The 16,746-nt window shown below is 75.4% G+C and carries 16 protein-coding genes; 9 read left to right on the top strand and 7 right to left on the bottom strand.

Features of this window, described 5'->3' with window-relative positions:
* Positions 1-155: 155 nt before the first annotated feature.
* Both ACFWPT_RS00435 and ACFWPT_RS00430 read right to left on the bottom strand, forming a co-directional pair.
* Positions 156-941, bottom strand: a complete 786-nt coding sequence (locus tag ACFWPT_RS00435) for a 2,3-dihydro-2,3-dihydroxybenzoate dehydrogenase (protein ID WP_063349841.1) — start codon at positions 939-941, stop codon at positions 156-158.
* Positions 942-1,227: 286 nt separating this feature from the next.
* Positions 1,228-2,406 carry a CapA family protein gene (locus ACFWPT_RS00430; RefSeq protein WP_380478370.1) on the bottom strand — a complete coding sequence of 393 codons (1,179 nt, stop codon included), beginning with the start codon at positions 2,404-2,406 and terminating at the stop codon, positions 1,228-1,230.
* Between the two features lie 281 nt (positions 2,407-2,687).
* Here ACFWPT_RS00430 and ACFWPT_RS00425 point away from each other — a divergent pair, with 281 nt between their 5' ends.
* The 3 genes from ACFWPT_RS00425 (at position 2,688) to ACFWPT_RS00415 (ending at position 5,706) form a co-directional block, all read left to right on the top strand.
* Complete coding sequence (locus ACFWPT_RS00425) at positions 2,688-3,911, top strand: M48 family metalloprotease (RefSeq protein ID WP_380478368.1); 1,224 nt, start codon at positions 2,688-2,690, stop codon at positions 3,909-3,911.
* A gap of 31 nt (positions 3,912-3,942) precedes the next feature.
* Positions 3,943-4,365, top strand: coding sequence for a MarR family winged helix-turn-helix transcriptional regulator (locus ACFWPT_RS00420; RefSeq protein ID WP_063349838.1), 423 nt, complete (start codon positions 3,943-3,945; stop codon positions 4,363-4,365).
* Positions 4,366-4,503: 138 nt separating this feature from the next.
* Positions 4,504-5,706, top strand: coding sequence for a PP2C family protein-serine/threonine phosphatase (locus ACFWPT_RS00415; protein ID WP_380478366.1), 1,203 nt, complete (start codon positions 4,504-4,506; stop codon positions 5,704-5,706).
* Positions 5,707-5,719: 13 nt separating this feature from the next.
* Here ACFWPT_RS00415 and ACFWPT_RS00410 read toward each other — a convergent pair whose 3' ends face one another.
* Positions 5,720-6,562 (bottom strand): GNAT family N-acetyltransferase, encoded by an 843-nt coding sequence (locus ACFWPT_RS00410; protein ID WP_380478364.1) that lies wholly within the window; start codon positions 6,560-6,562, stop codon positions 5,720-5,722.
* A 96-nt stretch (positions 6,563-6,658) separates the two neighbouring features.
* Positions 6,659-7,078 (bottom strand): MerR family transcriptional regulator, encoded by a 420-nt coding sequence (locus tag ACFWPT_RS00405; RefSeq protein ID WP_380478362.1) that lies wholly within the window; start codon positions 7,076-7,078, stop codon positions 6,659-6,661.
* 132 nt (positions 7,079-7,210) lie between these two features.
* On the opposite strand from ACFWPT_RS00405, the gene ACFWPT_RS00400 reads away from it, so the two are divergent.
* On the top strand, positions 7,211-8,191 hold the full coding sequence (locus ACFWPT_RS00400; protein ID WP_380478360.1) for an NAD(P)-binding domain-containing protein: 981 nt from the start codon (positions 7,211-7,213) through the stop codon (positions 8,189-8,191).
* 3 nt (positions 8,192-8,194) lie between these two features.
* Here the strand turns inward: ACFWPT_RS00400 and ACFWPT_RS00395 are convergent, their stop codons facing one another.
* Positions 8,195-8,983: an SDR family oxidoreductase gene (locus ACFWPT_RS00395; protein ID WP_363366819.1), complete on the bottom strand. Its 789-nt coding sequence runs from the start codon at positions 8,981-8,983 to the stop codon at positions 8,195-8,197.
* A 115-nt stretch (positions 8,984-9,098) separates the two neighbouring features.
* A complete protein-coding gene (locus tag ACFWPT_RS00390; protein WP_380478358.1) occupies positions 9,099-10,028 on the bottom strand; it encodes an NADP-dependent oxidoreductase in 930 nt (309 codons plus the stop codon).
* Between the two features lie 166 nt (positions 10,029-10,194).
* On the opposite strand from ACFWPT_RS00390, the gene ACFWPT_RS00385 reads away from it, so the two are divergent.
* The 5 genes from ACFWPT_RS00385 to ACFWPT_RS00365 all read left to right on the top strand — a co-directional run bounded on the left by ACFWPT_RS00385 (position 10,195) and on the right by ACFWPT_RS00365 (position 15,690).
* Positions 10,195-11,625 (top strand): LuxR C-terminal-related transcriptional regulator, encoded by a 1,431-nt coding sequence (locus ACFWPT_RS00385; protein ID WP_380478356.1) that lies wholly within the window; start codon positions 10,195-10,197, stop codon positions 11,623-11,625.
* A 13-nt stretch (positions 11,626-11,638) separates the two neighbouring features.
* Positions 11,639-12,103 carry a protein-tyrosine phosphatase family protein gene (locus ACFWPT_RS00380; protein WP_380478354.1) on the top strand — a complete coding sequence of 155 codons (465 nt, stop codon included), beginning with the start codon at positions 11,639-11,641 and terminating at the stop codon, positions 12,101-12,103.
* Between the two features lie 252 nt (positions 12,104-12,355).
* Positions 12,356-13,111 (top strand): (5-formylfuran-3-yl)methyl phosphate synthase, encoded by a 756-nt coding sequence (locus tag ACFWPT_RS00375; RefSeq protein WP_063349831.1) that lies wholly within the window; start codon positions 12,356-12,358, stop codon positions 13,109-13,111.
* 8 nt (positions 13,112-13,119) lie between these two features.
* Entirely contained in the window at positions 13,120-14,523 is a 1,404-nt protein-coding gene (locus ACFWPT_RS00370; protein ID WP_380478352.1) for an aldehyde dehydrogenase family protein, read from the top strand.
* Between the two features lie 27 nt (positions 14,524-14,550).
* Entirely contained in the window at positions 14,551-15,690 is a 1,140-nt protein-coding gene (locus ACFWPT_RS00365; protein WP_380478542.1) for an alcohol dehydrogenase catalytic domain-containing protein, read from the top strand.
* 41 nt (positions 15,691-15,731) lie between these two features.
* Here ACFWPT_RS00365 and ACFWPT_RS00360 read toward each other — a convergent pair whose 3' ends face one another.
* Positions 15,732-16,637 carry a class I SAM-dependent methyltransferase gene (locus ACFWPT_RS00360; protein ID WP_380478350.1) on the bottom strand — a complete coding sequence of 302 codons (906 nt, stop codon included), beginning with the start codon at positions 16,635-16,637 and terminating at the stop codon, positions 15,732-15,734.
* Positions 16,638-16,746: the final 109 nt, after the last annotated feature.

Here is a 16,746-nt window from a genome sequence, read left to right as displayed (position 1 = left end):
GTCTGGGACGGTCTGGACGGTCTGCGCGTCAGGGAAGAGGGTCGGGGAGGGAGGTCAGGGAGGGAGGTCAGGGCATGGCCGGCGCCCGGGGGTTGCCCGGGGCGCGGAGGGGAGCGGAGGGGAAGGCGGGGGGACGGCGAGGGCGGTCAGGGCGGTCAGGCGCGCAGGGTCGCGCCGCCGTCGACGTAGAGGTCGTGCATGGTGATGTGCCGGGCCCGGTCGGAGGCCAGGAAGACCACCGCCTCGGCGATGTCGGCGGGTGCGGCGATCCGCCCGAGCGGGATGCCGACCCGCCAGGCGCCCAAGTCGCCGTCGATGACCCGCTGTTCGGCGGCCTCGGCGTCCTCGCCCCAGAGCGCGCGCTGCATCCCGGTGTCGGTCGAGCCGGGCGAGACGATGTTGCACCGCACGCCGGAGCGGGCGAGTTCCAGCCCGAGGCAGCGGGTGAACATGGTGGCCGCCGCCTTGGACGCCGCGTACGCGGCCATGCCGGCGCGCGGCACCCCGGCGGCGTTGGAGCCGACGGTGACCACGGCGCCGCGGCCGCGGTCGGCCATCCGGCGGCCGACCGCGCGGCCGGTGTGGAAGACGCCGGTGGTGTTGACCGCGAAGGTCTCCGCCCAGTCCTGGTCGGTGAGTTCGACGACGGGTGCGGTGCGCAGGATCCCGGCGACGTTCACCAGTGCGGCGATCGGCCCGAGTTGACGCTCGATCAGGTCGACCGTGTCGTCCACCGCCCGGCCGTCGGCGACGTCCAGGACGTACGGGTGCACGGCGGGCGACTCCGCCGCGAGGGCGGCGAGCGGGCCGGGGTTGCGGTCCACCGCGGCGACGACGGCCCCCTCGGCGACGAGCGCCCGGGCCACGGCCGCACCGATGCCCTGCCCGGCCCCGGTGACCATCGCGACGGCACCGGCGAATTCGGACTTTTGCACGGACATCCCCTCCGACCAGCAATATTAGGTAAGCCTAACCTAACACATATGTTCGGCTGCGCCGATGCCCTGTGCAGTCGTCAACTCACCGCCGCTCCCTCGACTCCGGCCCGATCGCCGCCGCTTCCGGGCGCGCCGGTACGAGACGTTTCGTCTCGCCGAGATGGTGGACCGAACCTCCCACGGCCACGGTGCCGCAGCGGCTGGAGGGCGGCGAACTGTCGGACGGCGACCGGGAGCTGAGGGCGGCTCCCGGTCGCTCACGAGAGGGCCACGGGCCCCCGGAAACGACTCAGCCCGTCGCGCCGGTCGCCGGAGCCGACGGAGCCGCCGGGGCCGGGGCGAGGCCGGTGCAGCCCCGGAGGGCGTCGCGGCGCTTGCGGGCCGCCTCGGCGGTGGCGCCGGCGACCGGGACGGGGACGCCCTTGTCGTCGATGGTCGCCGGGGCGAAGGCCTCGCCGGTGACCTTGCCGTCGCGGGTGAGGGTGAGGGTGGTGACGCCGGTCTCGTTGGAGAAGGCGTAGTTGGAGGTGCCGTACCAGAGGAAGTTGCCGAAGCCGTAGCCGATGTACGTGTTGCCGAGCATGCCCGAGCCGACCATGGTGTGGGCGTGGGTGCCGACCACGGCGGTGGCGCCGGCGGTGGCGAGCTTCTTGGCGATGGCGGTCTGCGGGCCGGTGGGGCAGGCCTTGCCCTCGTCTCCCCAGTGCAGGTAGACGAGGACGACGGGTGCCTGCTGCTTGGCCGCCTCGACCGCCTTGACCAGCTCGGGGACGTCCAGCGCGGAGGCGATGCCCGGCTTGTTGGCGCCGGCCCGCCACTTCTGGTTGGTGAGGTCCTCGACCTGGCTGGCGGCGACGACGGCGACCTTCACACCGCGCACGGTGGTGACGTACGGGGCGTACGCCTCCTTGGCGTTGCGGCCGACGCCGACGACCGGGATCGGCGAGGAGTCCTTGGCGGCGAGGGTGTCGGTGAGGCCGTCGGCGCCGAAGTCGACGGCGTGGTTGTTGGCCATGGAGACGACGTCGACGCCGGAGTCCTTGAGCGCCGAGAGCGCCTTGGGCGAGGTGCGGAAGGTGTAGGTCTTCGGCTCGGGGGCGCCGCGCCCGGTGATCGCCGTCTCCAGGTTGAGGACGGACAGGTCGGCGTCGGCGAGCGTCCGGGAGAGCGGGCCGAGGGCCTGCTCGGGCGGCTGGACGGCGAGCCGGGCCTCGGTGCGGCCCTCGAAGTGGACGTCTCCGGCGAACGCGACGGTGATGCTGCCGTCGGGCCGGGGCGCGGCGTTCTTCCCGGCGGCGGTTCCGGAGGGCGTCGCGCCCGGGCTGGTGGGCGTGCCCGCCGCCCCGCCCGAGGCGGCCGCGGTCGAGCCGGGCGCGGCGGCCGGCGCCGGGGCGGGGTCGTCGGGCCCGCAGGCGGCTATGGCGGTCAGGCCGACGAACAGCGCGACGGCGGCCGCGGCACGGCGCATGAGTGGTTCCCCCCGGGTCGATCCAGAAGCGGTCAGCCTACGGCACGGCTTCCGCACCCATCCGCCTCGGTTCCGCAACATTCCGAGCACAACACCGGCTCCATTCCGAGCACGACACCGGATTCCGAGCACAGCACCGGCGGGCCGAACACCAACGGCGGGCCGAACACCAACGGCTGGAGCACCGGACGCCGAGGACTGAGCGCCGCCCCGGCGCGGTAGGAGATGCTGAACCGCCCCACCCGCCCCCGTCCGCCAGAGCCCGGAGCCGCACCCACCCCATGGACGACACCGAGACCACCGCCTCCGCCCCCGCCGGCCGCCCACCAGTCGACTTCACCCCCGCCGAGCGCGCCCGTGGCCGCGCGCTGCGCCGCGCCCAGCTGCCCTGGGCGCTGGGCGGGCGGCTGGCGGGCCTGGCGCTCACCCTGTTGCTCGGCCTGACCCCGGCCGGCGCCGGCCTGGTCTCGGCCGTCGGCGGCTGGTTCGGCGGCTCCCGGACGGCCGGGGTGCTGGCGGGCGCGGCGGCCCTGGTGGTGCTCGGCCAGGCGTTGCAGCTGCCGTTCGGCGCCCGGCTGCGGGCGGTCCGGGCCCGGTACGGGCTGGTGACGCAGGGCTGGGCCGGCTGGGCGGTGGACGCGCTGCGTGGCCTGGGGCTGGCCCTCGTGCTGGTCCTTCCGCTCGCGCTCGGGCTGTTCGCGCTGACCGCCTGGTCGCCGCGGCACTGGTGGCTGCCGGCGGCGGGCGCGGCGGCGGTACTGACGGCGGCGCTGTCCTTCCTGCACCCGCTGCTGATCGAGCCGGTGTTCAACCGCTTCACTCCGATGCCGCCGGGCCCGCTGCGCAGCGCCCTGCTGGCGCTGGCCGAGCGGGACGGCGTACGGGTGCGGGACGTCCTGGTGGCGGACGCCTCGCGGCGGACCACCGCGCTCAACGCGTACGTGTCGGGGCTGGGCGCGACCCGCCGGATCGTCGCGTACGACACGCTGCTGTCGACGGCCACGCCGCGCGAGGTGGAACTGGTGGTGGCGCACGAGCTGGGCCACGTGAAGCACCGGGACGTGCCGTTCGGCACCTTGCTGGGCGCGGTGGGCGCGGCCGTGGCGGTGGCCGTGCTGGGGGTGCTGGGCGCCTGGCAGCCGCTGCTGTCGGCGGCGGGGGCGGCGGATGCGGCCGATCCGCGGGCGCTGCCGCTGCTGGCGGCGTGCGCGGCGCTGCTGGGGGCGCTGTCGGGGCCGGCCCAGTGCGCGGTGAGCCGCCGGATCGAGGCCAGGGCGGACCGGCACGCACTCGAACTGACGTCGGACGCCGAGCAGTTCGTCGCGATGCAACGCAGACTGGCGTTGGCGAACGTCTCCGATGTCGACCCGCCGAGGGCGCTTGAGCTACTGTTCGCCACTCACCCGAGTGCGACCCGCCGGATTGCCGCCGCCCGCGCCTGGCAGGCCACTCAGGGGCAGGGAGGCCCGGAGCGGCGCGCGGACCCGGGGGATTCCGTTGTATAGTGCAACAAATATCGAGGAGGTAGGAACGCCCGTGCCCGGCCGCCAGTCGTCCATCGACGCCATCCAGCGCGAGCTGACCGCCTTCGCCCGGCGCGCCCGGCACAAGGCCTCCCAGCTGCACCCCGACCTCTCCCTGGTCACCTACAGCATCCTCGACCTGATCACCGAGCGCGGCGGCTGCCGGGCCGCCGACGTGGCCGCCCACTTCATGCTCGACAAGTCCACCGTCAGCCGCCAGGTCACCGCCCTGGAGAAGCTCGGCCTGCTGCGGCGCGAGGCCGACCCGGACGACCAGCGCGGCCAGATCCTGCGCGCCACCGAGGCCGGGCTCGCCCTGCTGCAGGACGCCAACGAGCAGCGCCGGCTGGCCTTCACCGCCCGCTTCACCGACTGGTCCGACGAGGACGTCGCCCGCTTCGCCGCCTACCTGGCCCGCTACGGCGAAGAGGGCTGAGACCCCCTGCACTGAGCCCCCCTGCACCGAGACCCCCCGTACTGAGAGCCCTGTACGGAGTGCGCCCGAGGGCCTCCGGGGTGCACCCGAGGAGCGCCCGGGGTGCGCCGCACCGCCCCGACGGTGTACAGAGGAAAGGTGCCACTCCGGCAGCGTCCCCGTGACCCGCAGCCCCGCGACCGCCCGCGCGACCGCCGCCACCCCCGGCGGCCCGACCGTCGCGCGCTGACGGCGCTGTCGCTCGCGCTGATCGTCGTGATCACCGTCGTCGACATCCTCTCCCCCGCACAGATCCACCTCGGCCCGCTGCTGATCGTCGCCCCCGCGCTCACCGCCTCCTACGCCGGCGCCCGGGCCACCGCCGGAGTCGCCCTGCTGGCCCTCGCCGCGCTCACCGTCATCGGCATCCTCCGGGACGGCCTCACCAGCGCCAACATCGAGACCCAGTTGGGCGCGCAGCTCGTCGTCTCCGCCCTGATCATCGGACTGCGGGCACTGCGAGAACGGTACGAGCGCGAGCTGGCCCAGGTCCGCTCGGTGTCCGAGGCCGCCCAGCGGGTCCTGCTGCGCCCGCTGCCGGACCGGATCGGGCCGCTGCACCTGGCCTCCGTCTACCTGGCCGCCGAGGCCGAGGCGCAGGTCGGCGGCGACCTGTACGCGGCCGCCCGCACCGCCACCGGCACCCGGCTGCTGGTCGGCGACGTCCGCGGCAAGGGCCTGTCCTCGCTCGGCGACGCGGCCCTGCTGCTCGGCGCCTTCCGCGCCGCCGCCCACCTGCACGCCGACCTGCCCGGGCTCGCCGCCTACCTCGACGGCAGCGTCTGCTGGGACCTCGCCCAGCTCGGCGAACAGGCCCGCCGGCGCCGCCTGAGCGGCGAGGACCCGGACGAGGCGGCCCCGCCGGAGGACAGCGGCGAGTCCTTCATCACCGCCGTCCTGCTCGACATCCCCGACGACGGCACGGCGGTCCGGCTGATCGACTGCGGCCACCCGCCCCCGCTGCTGCTGCGCCCCGACGGCATCATCACGCTGGCCGCCCGCCGCCCGGCGCCGCCGCTGGGCCTGGGCGAGCTCGCCCCGGTCCGCTACGAGGTGGAGACCTTCCCGTTCCAGCCCGGCGACCGGCTGCTGATCTACACCGACGGCGTGATCGAGGCCCGCGACGCCGACCGGCGCTTCTACCCGCTCACCGACCGCGTCACCGCCTGGCAGGACGAACGTCCGACCGCCCTGCTCCAGCACCTGCGCCGCGATCTGCTCGCCCACGTCGGCGGCCGGCTGGACGACGACGCGGCGATGGTCATCGTCGAGCGGCTCCCCCAGCTCCCCCGGCTTCCCTAGCCCCCCGGCTTCCCTAGCTCCCCTGGCTCTCCTGGCTCCCCTGGCTCCCCTGGCTCCCCTGGCCGGCGTCCGAGGAGGCGGGCGGCTGGTGGACGTACGGGGTCGACGTGGTCAGGATCGCGAATCCGAGCCGTTGCAGGATGGGGCGGCTCTGGTCGCTCGCGTCGACCTGGAGGTAGCGGTACCCGAGGTCGGCGGCGATGCGGGCCCGGTGGGCGACCATGGCCCGGTAGATGCCCCGCCCCCGCCAGTCGGCGACGGTGCCGCCGCCCCACAGGCCCGCGAACTCGGTGCCCGGGTTCAGTTCCATCCGCGCCGCGCACACCGGGCGCTCGCCGGCCATCGCCACGACCAGGCTGACGGTCTCCGGGCTCCGGGCCAGCTGGTCGAGCATCCGCTGCCGCAGGCGGGCGCCGCTGGTGCCGAAGGCCTGCTCGTGGACGTCCGCCACGAGGTCCACCCCGGCCCGGTCGGTCACCGAACGCAGGTGGACGCCCTCGGGCAGGGCGGTGTCGGTGGCGAGGTCCTCGATCCGGGCCACCATCACCGCCTCCTGCGGCTCGGCCGTGAACCCGGCCGCCCGCAGCCGTTCCCCGAGGTCACCGGGCCGGTCGTGGGCGTAGGTCTTCCATTCGAACTCGCGGCCCAGTGCGGTGAAGTACCGCACCTGCGCGGCGATCGCCCGATCCGCCGTGGCCTCGTCGAGGTCCGACCACAGGACGCCGTTCCAGTCGTGGGCGGCGCCGACCTGCCGGATGACGTCGCCGTCCCGCTCGATCCGGGTGCCGGGGCCGTCGGGCTTCGCTTCGCGCCTCAGTCGGCGGTCGAACAGGGCGAGTGTGTCCTCATGATCCATCCGCCCACTCCAGCACAGGGCGGCGTGCCGCGCGATCGGGTTTCTCCCGGCTGCGCGGCCCGGGCCCGGCGGGCGCACGCCACGGGACGACAGGGCTCAGGCCCGGCGGGGAGGGCGGCGGGCGGAATCCTGGTCCGGGCGGGGTGCGCGGATGAGGTCGCTCGGCGCGTCGGCCCCCATGATCGCGTCCAACAGCCCTCGCGCGGCGGTGAGTTCGTCGATCTGGCGGGTGATGCGGGCGCGCTCGCGGGCGAGGCCGGTGAGGAGCTCGGGGCAGGTGGGGCCGGGGCGGCGCGCGCCGGGGCGGGGGAGGCCGGGGAGGATCCGGGCGATGGCGGCGCTGCCGAGGCCGGCGGCGAGGAGGGTGCGGATGCCGTGGACGGTGTCGATGTCGGGTTCGCCGTACTCGCGGTAGCCGCTGGGGCGGCGGGCGGGGGCGAGCAGGCCCTGTTCCTCGTAGTAGCGCAGGGCGCGGGGGCTGACGCCGGTGCGCCGGGCGAGTTCTCCGATCCGCATGCCGTGCCGTCCTTCGTTCGTCCGACTCCGCCGTTGACTCCGCCGTTGACGCCGACGTCGGCTCCGACGCCGGCTCTGACGTCGACTCCGCCGTTGACTCTGACGTCGACGTGAAGGTCTAGCGTAGCCGCCATGCCGACCGAACGATCTTCCGCAACCCCTCTCTCCCCCACCGCAGTTGCCGTCCTCGGCCTGGGCCCGATGGGCCGGGCGCTGGCCCGGGCCCTGCTGGCCGCCGGGCATCCGGTGACGGTGTGGAACCGCACGCCCGGGCGGGACACCGAACTCCGGGCGCTCGGGGCGCGGTCCGCCGCGACGGCGGCCGAGGCCGTCGCCGCCGGACCGCTCGCCCTGCTCTGCGTCCGGGACCAGGCCGCCGTCCGGGCCGTCCTGGACTCCGCCGGGGCCGCGCTGCGCGGCCGCACGCTGGTGAACGCCACCTCCGTCACGCCGGACGACGCCCGCGCGAACGCCGCCCGGGCCGGGGCCGGCGGCTTCCGGCTGCTCAACGCCGCGATCCTCACCCCCACCCCGACCATCGGGCGGCCCGAGGGCGCCGTGCTGCTGAGCGGCGACGCCGGGGCCTTCGCCGCGCACGAGGCGGCCCTGCGCACCCTCGGCGGGGGCGTCCGGCTGCTCGACAGCGGGGATCCGGGCCGGGCGGCGGCGTTCGACGCGGCGCTGCTGGACCTGTTCTGGACCACCGTGCACGGCTACCTGCACGCGCTGGCGCTGGCCCGCGCCGAGGGCATCAGCGGCGCCGAACTCGCCCTGTACGCGCAGGGCCTGCCCCGGCTGCTGCCGGCGCTGATCGACGAGTTCGCGCAACGGGCGGACCAGGGCAGCCACCCGGGCGACCGCAGCAGCGTGGCCTCGGCGGAGGCCGGTCTGGCGCACGTCGCCCACACCGCCCGGGCGCGCGGCCTGGACACCGCCGTGCTGGACGCGGCACTGGCCGTCACCCGGCGGGCGGTCGCGGCCGGTCACGGCCCGGACGGGGTGTCCGCCCTGGTCGAGACCGTCGGGACCATCAAGACCGTCGGGGCCGCCGGGACCATCGAGACCGCCGGGGCCGCCGCGACCGCCGGTGGCGTCGAGCACACCGAGGGCTGACGGCTACTGCGCGAGGTAGCCGCCGTCGACGGGCAGCACCGCGCCGGTGATGAAGGAGGCGTCGTCGGAGGCGAGGAACAGGACGGCCGCCGCAACCTCCGCCGGGGCCCCGAGGCGGCCCATGGGGTGGCGCTTCTCGATCGCGGCGAGGTACTCCGTCCCGCCGGGCTCGTCGTACAGGCGGGCGACGCGGTCGGTGGCGATGGTGCCGGGGGCGACGGCGTTGATCCGGATGCCGCGGTCGGCCCATTCGACGGCGAGGTGCCGGGTGAGGCCGGAGGCGACGAACTTGGCGGGCCCGTAGACCGCCTGGCCGCGCTGGCCGGCCTCGCCGGAGATGGAGGAGACGCAGACGATCGCCCCACCGGGCCGTTCCTGGGCGGCCATCGCCTGGATGCCGTACTTGCAGGTGAGGAACATGCCGCGGCCGTCGACGGCCATGACCTGGTCCCACTCCTCGGCGGTGGCCTCGGTGACCTCCATGAGCGGGATCACCCCGGCGTTGGCCACCAGGACGTCGAGGCGGCCGTACCGTTCGACGGCGGCGTCGACCATCCGGCGGGCGTCCTCGTCGCTGGCCACGTCGCCGACCACCGTGCTGACGGCGTGCGGGAACCGGTCGGCCAGCCGGCGCAGGCCCTCGGCGTCGATGTCGGTGCCGACCACCGACGCGCCCTCGCGCACGAAGCGTTCGGCGACGGCCCGGCCGATGCCGTTGGCCGCGCCCGTCACCACGCAGGACCGCCCGGCCAGGCGGCCCGCCGACACCCCTGATGTGTTCTCAGTCACCATGCCACCGGACTCTACCGATTCCACGTCAGGAAGCCCGGTGCATCGACCAGTTGATCAATGCACCGGGCCGGTCGCCGAACATCGACGACCTCCGGCGCCCCCGGCGCCCATGGCCTCAGACCGTGAGCACGATCTTGCCGCGCAGGTGCCCGTGCTCGCTGAGCCGGTGCGCCTCGGCCGCCTCCGCCAGCGGCAGCACCTGGTGCAGCGGCAGCCGCAGGGTGCCCGCCTCGTGCAGCGCCAGCACGGCGGCATAGGCGCGCTGGTGGTAGGACTCGACGCCCTCCGCCCCACCGCTGAAGCGGACGCCGTACTCGGCGGAGCCCGCGAAGTCGACGATCGTCACCACCCGGTCCGCGGAGCCGGTCAGCTCGATGGAGAGCGGCAGCACCCCGCCCTTGCCCGCCGCGTCCAGCGCCCGGTCCACCCCGCCCGGGGCGGCGGCCCGCACCCGCTCCGCCAGGCCGTCGCCGTAGGCCACCGGGATCGCGCCCAGCTCGCGCAGGTAGGCGTGGTTGGCCTCGCCTGCGGTACCGACCACGGTGATCCCGCGCGCCCGGGCCAGTTGCAGCAGCAGGGTGCCGACCCCGCCGGCCGCGCCGTGCACCAGCAGCGTCTCGCCGGCCCGCACGCCCAGGACGCCGAGCACCCGCTCGGCGGTCTCGGCCGCCACCGGGATCGCCGCAGCCTCCTCCCAGCTCAGCGAGGCGGGCTTGCGGGCCAGCAGGTCGGCGTCGACGAGCGCCTGCTCGGCGTACGCGCCGCCCATGACGGCGCCGAACACCTCGTCGCCGGGCGCCCACGCGGTCACGTCCGGGCCGACGGCCTCCACCGCACCGGCCAGCTCGTAGCCGCCGACGTGCGGGAAGGAGACCGGGAAGGCCGCCACCATCGAGCCGCTGCGCACCTTGTGGTCCAGCGGGTTGACGCCCACCGTGCGGACCGCGACCCGCACCTGGCCGGGGCCCGGGGCGGGCAGCTCGACGTCGGTCGGGCGCAGCACGTCCACGCCGCCGTACTCGGAGAAGGCGATCGCCTTGGTCATGGAATGTCCTTGCGGGTTCGGTGAGTTGTTTCTTCCGACGGCTCCATCCTGGATCGTCCGGGGCGGTCGCCAGGCCCGCCTTTCGGATGGTTCCACCTGTCCGAACGGCCAGGCCACCACCCTGGCCCCCGGGCTAGGCTGGCCGGCACGGGCGACGGCATCGGCGTTGACAGGCGTTGACAAGGGCGTGCGCAACGAGACGGGCGAGGACGTGGACGGCGGGGACGTGGACAGCAGGGACGGGAACGGCAGGGACGGGAACAGCGTGGACGAGAGGTGGCGGCAGCACTGGGGCCGCCCCGAAGAGGCGCTGGCGCACGCCGTCGAGGTGCTGCGCACGCCCCGGCCGCACCTCATGGACCGGCTCTCCGAGGTGGTCGCCACCCTCGTCCCGCACGTCGCGATCGCCCAGCTCAGCGGCATCTGCACCTACTCCCCCACGCTCGCCTTCGGCCCGCCCGAGCTGACCGCCGCCGTCAGCGGCCTGGAGCTCGCCAAGCTGGCCGAGACGACCACCTCGGCGACGGCCGACGGCCGGGCCTGGCAGGGCGAGGCGCAGCTGGCCGGGCGGGCGAGGTCCGTCGTGGTGGTCACGGCGTCGGCGTCGGACGCCACCACCGCGGTGCTGGTGCTGGTCCGGGACGGCGGCGCCGACCCGGTGGCGGCCGGGGCGCTCGCCGTCCTCCAGCAGCTGTGGGACTTGGTCACCACCCACTCGCACCACCGCGCCACCGACGCCGGCCCCACCCACGCGGCGGCCTCCCGGGCCTCTGCCAACGCCCGGGCCCGGGCGATCGCCGAGTTCACCGGCTCCCACGGCGCCGCGCTCACCGCGATCCTCGCGCCGCTGCGCTCCGCCGCACTGGACGACGCCACCGCGCGCCGCGCCGCCACCGAACTGGCCGTGACGGCGCTGCTCGACCTGCGCCGGGGCGCCGACCTGGACCGGGCGCTCAGCGAGGAGCCCGCCGACGCCGCGTTCGCCCGGCTCGACCAGCAGTTGCGCCCGCTGCTGCGGCACACCCGGGTGCGGCTGGACGTGGCACCGCCGGCGGAGGCCGGCCGGTCCGTGCCGGCGGACACCGCGCACGCCGCCCGGGACGCCGTCCGGGCGGCCGTCCTCGTGATGCTGGAGCAGGACGCCGTGACCAGGCTGCACGTGAGCTGGCGGTTCGCCGGTGACACGCTGCGGGCGGTGGTGCGGGACGACGGCCCCGGCCTGCTGGCCGCCGACGCGCTGGCCGTCCACCGCACCGCCGACCGGATCGCCGCCCTCGGCGGGCGCTGCGCCATCGAGGCCGTCCCCGGCTGGGGCACCACGGTGAGCGTCGACCTGCCGCTCGGCCTGCCCGAACACCCGCGCGTCACCGACCCGTTGGACGGCCTCCAGCCGCGCGAGTTGGAGGTGCTCGACCAGCTGGCCCAGGGCCGGCGCAACCGGGACATCGCCGTGGCGCTGCACATCAGCGAGTCGACGGTGAAGTTCCACGTCGCCAACATCCTGGCCAAGCTCGGCGTCTCCTCGCGCGGCGAGGCGGCGGCCCTGGCCCACCGGGCCGGGATGCCGGGCACCCCGGCCCTGCACGTCGCGTCCTGAGGAGAACCACGAGATGACCGAGACCCCCAAGACCCCCGGGCCGACCGGGCCGACCACGCCCTGGGACCCGGCCGCCCCCGGCGTGCTGCGTCTGCCCTCCGGCCGGCTGCTGCGAGGGCGCGGCCTCAGCCGCCCGCTGCCGCCCGGCCCGCACCCCTCCTTCGGGCTCTACCTGCTGGGCCGCCCGCCCAAGCCGCTCCCGTGGCAGGGCCGTTGGGTGCGCTGGCCCGACTTCCGGCTCCCCGCCGACCGGGCGGACGCGGCCGACGCCTTCCGCGAGGTCTGGCGGCGGTCGGCGACCGAACGCGTCGAACTCGCCTGCGTCGGCGGCCACGGCCGCACCGGCACCGCCCTCGCCTGCGTCGCGATCCTGGACGGCGTCCCGGCCGCCGAGGCCGTCGCGTACGTCCGGGAGCACTACGACCAGCACGCGGTGGAGACGCCCTGGCAGCGCCGCTTCGTGGAGCGGTGGGCCTGAGGCCTGAACGGCCGTCCCGGCGGCCGGGAGCGGGAATCCCGACCCGGCGACCCGGCCGCACTCGCGTGCGACGGGTTCGAACTGGAGTGTCCGGCGCGCCGATGGGTGGCCGCGCCACGGGAGTGACCCGTTCGGGCTCCGCGCGCCCTACCGGGGGTCGCGGGCCGAAGGAATGATGAGCGGATCGCACGTGATCCAGACGACCCCGCACACCGGCCCCGGCCGGTGGACCTGCGGTGGAAGGAGCCCACGTTGTTGCTGCTCATCTCCCCGGACAGTGTCGAGGAGGCCCTCGACTGTGCGAAGGCGGCGGAGCACCTCGACATCGTCGACGTCAAGAAGCCGGACGAGGGCTCGCTCGGCGCGAACTTCCCGTGGGTCATCCGGGAGATCCGCGACGCCGTCCCGGCGGACAAGCCGTTGTCCGCCACCGTGGGGGACGTCCCGTACAAGCCCGGCACGGTGGCCCAGGCCGCGCTCGGTGCGGCCGTCTCCGGCGCCACGTACATCAAGGTCGGCCTCTACGGGTGCACGACGCCCGAACAGGCCGTCGACGTCATGCGAGGAGTCGTCCGGGCCGTGAAGGACTACCGGCCGGACGCGTTCGTCGTCGCCTCGGGCTACGCCGACGCCCACCGGATCGGCTGCGTCAACCCGCTCGCGCTGCCCGACATCGCCCGCCGCTCCGGCTCCGACGCGGCCATGCTCGACACCGCGATCAAGGACGGGACCAGGCTGTTCGACCACGTTCCGCCCGAGGTCTGCGCGGAGTTCGTCCGGCTGGCCCACGAAGCCGACCTGCTCGCCGCGCTCGCGGGCAGCGTCAAGGCGGCGGACCTCGGCACGCTGACCCGCATCGGCACCGACATCGTGGGGGTGCGCGGGGCCGTCTGCGAGGGCGGCGACCGCACCGCCGGAAGGATCCGGCCGCAGCTGGTGGCCGACTTCCGGGCGGAGATGGACCGGCACGCCCGGGAGCACGCGGCCGTCGTCGCCGCCGCGAGTTGACCGCCGGCATGCCGACGAGCCGGCCCGGCCGCCCGCCCGGGCCCGACGGCGGGCGCTTCGCCGTCGTCGACCCGGCGACGGGCGAGGCCTTCGCCGAGGCCCCCGACCAGCAGCCGGACATGCTGGACGCCGTCGTCGGCCGGGCCCACGAGGCCTGGCGCGGCTGGCGGGCCGACCCCGCCGCCCGCGCCGCCGCGTTGCGCGCGGCAGCCGACGCCGTGGAGGCGGCCGGAGCCGACCTCGCCCCGCTGCTCACCCGGGAACAGGGCAAACCCCTGGCCGAGTCGGCCGCCGAGGTCGCCCGGACGGCGGCCCGCCTGCGCTACTTCGCCGACCTGGCCCCCACGCCCCAGCCGATCCCGGACGGCCGCCCGGTGCGCAGCGAGATCCGCTGGCGGCCGCTGGGGCCGGTCGCCGCGATCGTCCCGTGGAACTTCCCGCTCCAGCTCGCGGCGGCGAAGTTCGCGCCCGCGCTCGCCGCAGGCAACACGATGGTGCTCAAGCCCTCCCCGTTCACCCCCCTCGCCACCCGGCTGCTGGGGTCCGTCCTCGCCACCGCCCTCCCCGAGGGCGTCCTGACGATCGTCACCGGCCGCGAACCCCTCGGCGCCCGGCTCGCCTCCCACCCGGGGATCCGCCACGTGACCTTCACCGGCTCGGTCCCCACCGGTCGGGCCGTCGCGGCGGGCGCGGCCGCCTCGCTCGCCCGGGTCACCCTGGAGCTGGGCGGCAACGACGCCGCCGTCCTGCTGGACGACGTGGACGTGGACCGGATCGCGGACCGGCTGTTCTGGGCGGCGTTCCGCAACTGCGGGCAGGTCTGCATGGCGGTCAAGCGCGTCTACGCCCCGGCCCGGCTCCACTCCCAGGTGGTCGAGGCCCTCGCGGAGCGGGCGAAGAGCGTCGTCGTCGGCGCCGGACTCGACCCGGGCACCCGGCTGGGGCCGGTCAACAACGCCCCCCAACTGGCCAGGGTCGAGCACTACACGGCCCGGGCCCTGGCAGGCGGCGCCCGGGCCGTGGCCGGTGGCCACCGACTGGACCGGCCGGGCTACTTCTTCGCCCCGACGATCCTGGCCGACGTCCCCGCCGACAGTCCGGTGGTGACGGAGGAGCAGTTCGGCCCGGTCCTGCCGGTGCTGCCGTACCGGAGCGTCGACGAGGCCGTCGAGGCGGCCAACGACACCGGATTCGGACTGGGCGGCTCGGTGTGGGGGACGGACCTCGACCGGGCCGAGGCGGTGGCCGACCGGCTGGAGTGCGGGACGGCGTGGATCAACCACCACGCCGAACTGTCCCTCGCCCAGCCCTTCGCGGGCATCAAGGAGAGCGGTGTCGGCGTCGCGGGCGGCCCGTGGGGGCTCTACGGGAACCTCAGGCCGTTCGTCGTGCACCGGCCGGAGGGGGCTTGACGATCCGGAGGAGGCGTGACGGTGACGATGAGGTTCGACGCCGCGGTACTGCGCTCGTACGAGGGCGGGTTCGCCGTCGAGGAGGTGGTCCTGAACGGGGGGCCGGCCGACGGCGAGGTCCTGGTGCGGATCGCGGGCTGCGGGATGTGCCGCACCGACCTCGCGGTCCGGCGTTCGGCGGGCCGCTCGCCGCTGCCGGCGGTGCTCGGGCACGAGGGGGCCGGGGTCGTGGTGGAGACCGGCGGCCCGCACACCGGCCTGAGCGTCGGCGACCACGTCGTGCTGAGCTTCGACTCCTGCGGACACTGCCGGAACTGCCTGGGTGCGGCCCCCGCCTACTGCGACTCCTTCGCCGCGCTCAACCTCTTCGGCGGGCGCAAGGAGGACGCGGCGCGGTTCACCGACGCGGCCGGGGGCGAACTGGCCCCCCGGTGGTTCGGCCAGTCCTCGTTCGCCGAGTACGCGATGGTTCCGGCGCGCAACGCCGTCCGGGTCGACCGCTCGCTGCCCCTCGACCTGCTCGGGCCCCTCGGCTGCGGCTTCCTGACCGGTGCCGGGGCGGTGTTCAACTCCTTCGGCGCCGGCCCCGGCGACACCGTCGTGGTCCTCGGCGCGGGGGCGGTGGGCCTGGCCGCGGTGATGGCGGCCACGGCCGCCGGGGCGGTGACCGTGGCCGTCGACCGGTACCCCGAACGGCTCGACCTCGCCGAGCGGTTCGGCGCGATCCCGCTGCGCGCCGGACCAGCCGACCAGGCCTCCGGGCCCGACCCTGTCCCCCGGCCCGGACTGGCCGAGCGGATCCAGCGGCTGACCGACGGCGGCACCCAATACGCACTGGACACCACGGCCTCCGCCCCGCTGATCAACGAGGCGCTCCGGGCCCTGCGCCCGACCGGCCACCTCGGGCTGGTCGCCCGGCTCCGCACCACACTGCCGCTCGATCCGGGGACACTGGACCGGGGCCGGCGGATCTCCCACATCTGCGAGGGGGACGCGGTGCCCGCGCTGCTGATCCCCCGGCTGACCCGGCTGTGGCAGGCCGGGAAGTTCCCCTTCGACCAGCTGATCCGCCGGTACCCGCTCGCCGCCGTCAACGAGGCCGAACGCGACTGCGACGCGGGCCGGGTGGTCAAACCCGTCCTGGTCCCGGAGCGGAGCGCCCGCTGAGCGAGGCGCTCCGCCCTCCCTGTGCCTCGGCCGGACAGGGCCTACACCCGGGGCTTGTGCGCGAACACCCAGCGGTTGCCCTCCAGCGCGTCGTTCGGCTCGGGCAGGGGGCCGCGTCCGTGCTGGTGGGTGAAGTCGAAGGGGGTGTGGACCGAGGTGATCCAGCCCTTGCCGGCCAGGGCGCCCGCGGAGTCGGGCCGCGGCTCTGCGTCGAACAGATCGAGCAGGTCGATGCCGATCTGGTGCTTCGTCGAGGTGTAGAGCGGGCTCTCGCGGTAGTCCAACAGGCTCTTCTCCAGCTTGACCTCGTACGCCATGGCGCTGCCGCCCGCGCTCAACCGGCCGACCGTGTCGATGAGTTGCGTCTCCACGCCGTTGGGCAGGTAGAAGAGCAGCCCCTCCGCCAGCCAGACGCTCGGCACGGCCGCGTCGAAGCCGGCCTCGGTCAGCGCTGCGGCCCAGTCGGCGCACAGGTCGGCGGCGACCGGGACGCGCACCGCCTTCGGGGAGGCCGACAGCCCGCCGAGCACCCCGTGCTTGAAGGCCAGTACGCCCTCCCGGTCGACCTCGAAGACCGTGCAGCCGGGAGGCCAGTCGAGCCGGAACGCCCGCGTGTCCAACCCGGCGCCGAGCAGGACCACTTGACGGGCGCCCGAGTGCACCGACCGGAGCAGGAAGTCGTCGAGGACCCTCGTCCGCAGGCCGAAGTAGCGCGCGAACCGCCCCCACAGCGGGTTCGCGTCCCCGTCCGGCACCTGGTGCATCCGGACCGGCCAGCCCGCGGACGCCGGCGCGGCGAGCACGAAGTGTTCCGCGTAGACGTCCTGCGCCAGGGTGTCGTCCCGGTGGGTCTCGATCGCGCGTGCCGCGGCGACCAGGAGGGCCGTCAGACCGACACCGCCCTCCACCCCCTCCACACCGGTGCTCCGGTGCGCCGTACCGACCATGTGTCCTCCTCTTGAAGCGAGTTGAGAACGCGAACAGCGAGGAATGCGACTGCCTCCTCACTATCCAGCCGGCCCTCGCCCGCCCGGGAGCGGTCCCACCGGATCCACC

This window comes from Kitasatospora sp. NPDC058478 (genome assembly GCF_042720345.1).
In the GTDB taxonomy this organism is placed as follows: Bacteria; Actinomycetota; Actinomycetes; order Streptomycetales; family Streptomycetaceae; genus Kitasatospora.
The sequence above is the reverse complement of the archived record's forward strand: the minus strand, read 5'-3'. Positions and strand labels throughout refer to the sequence as shown.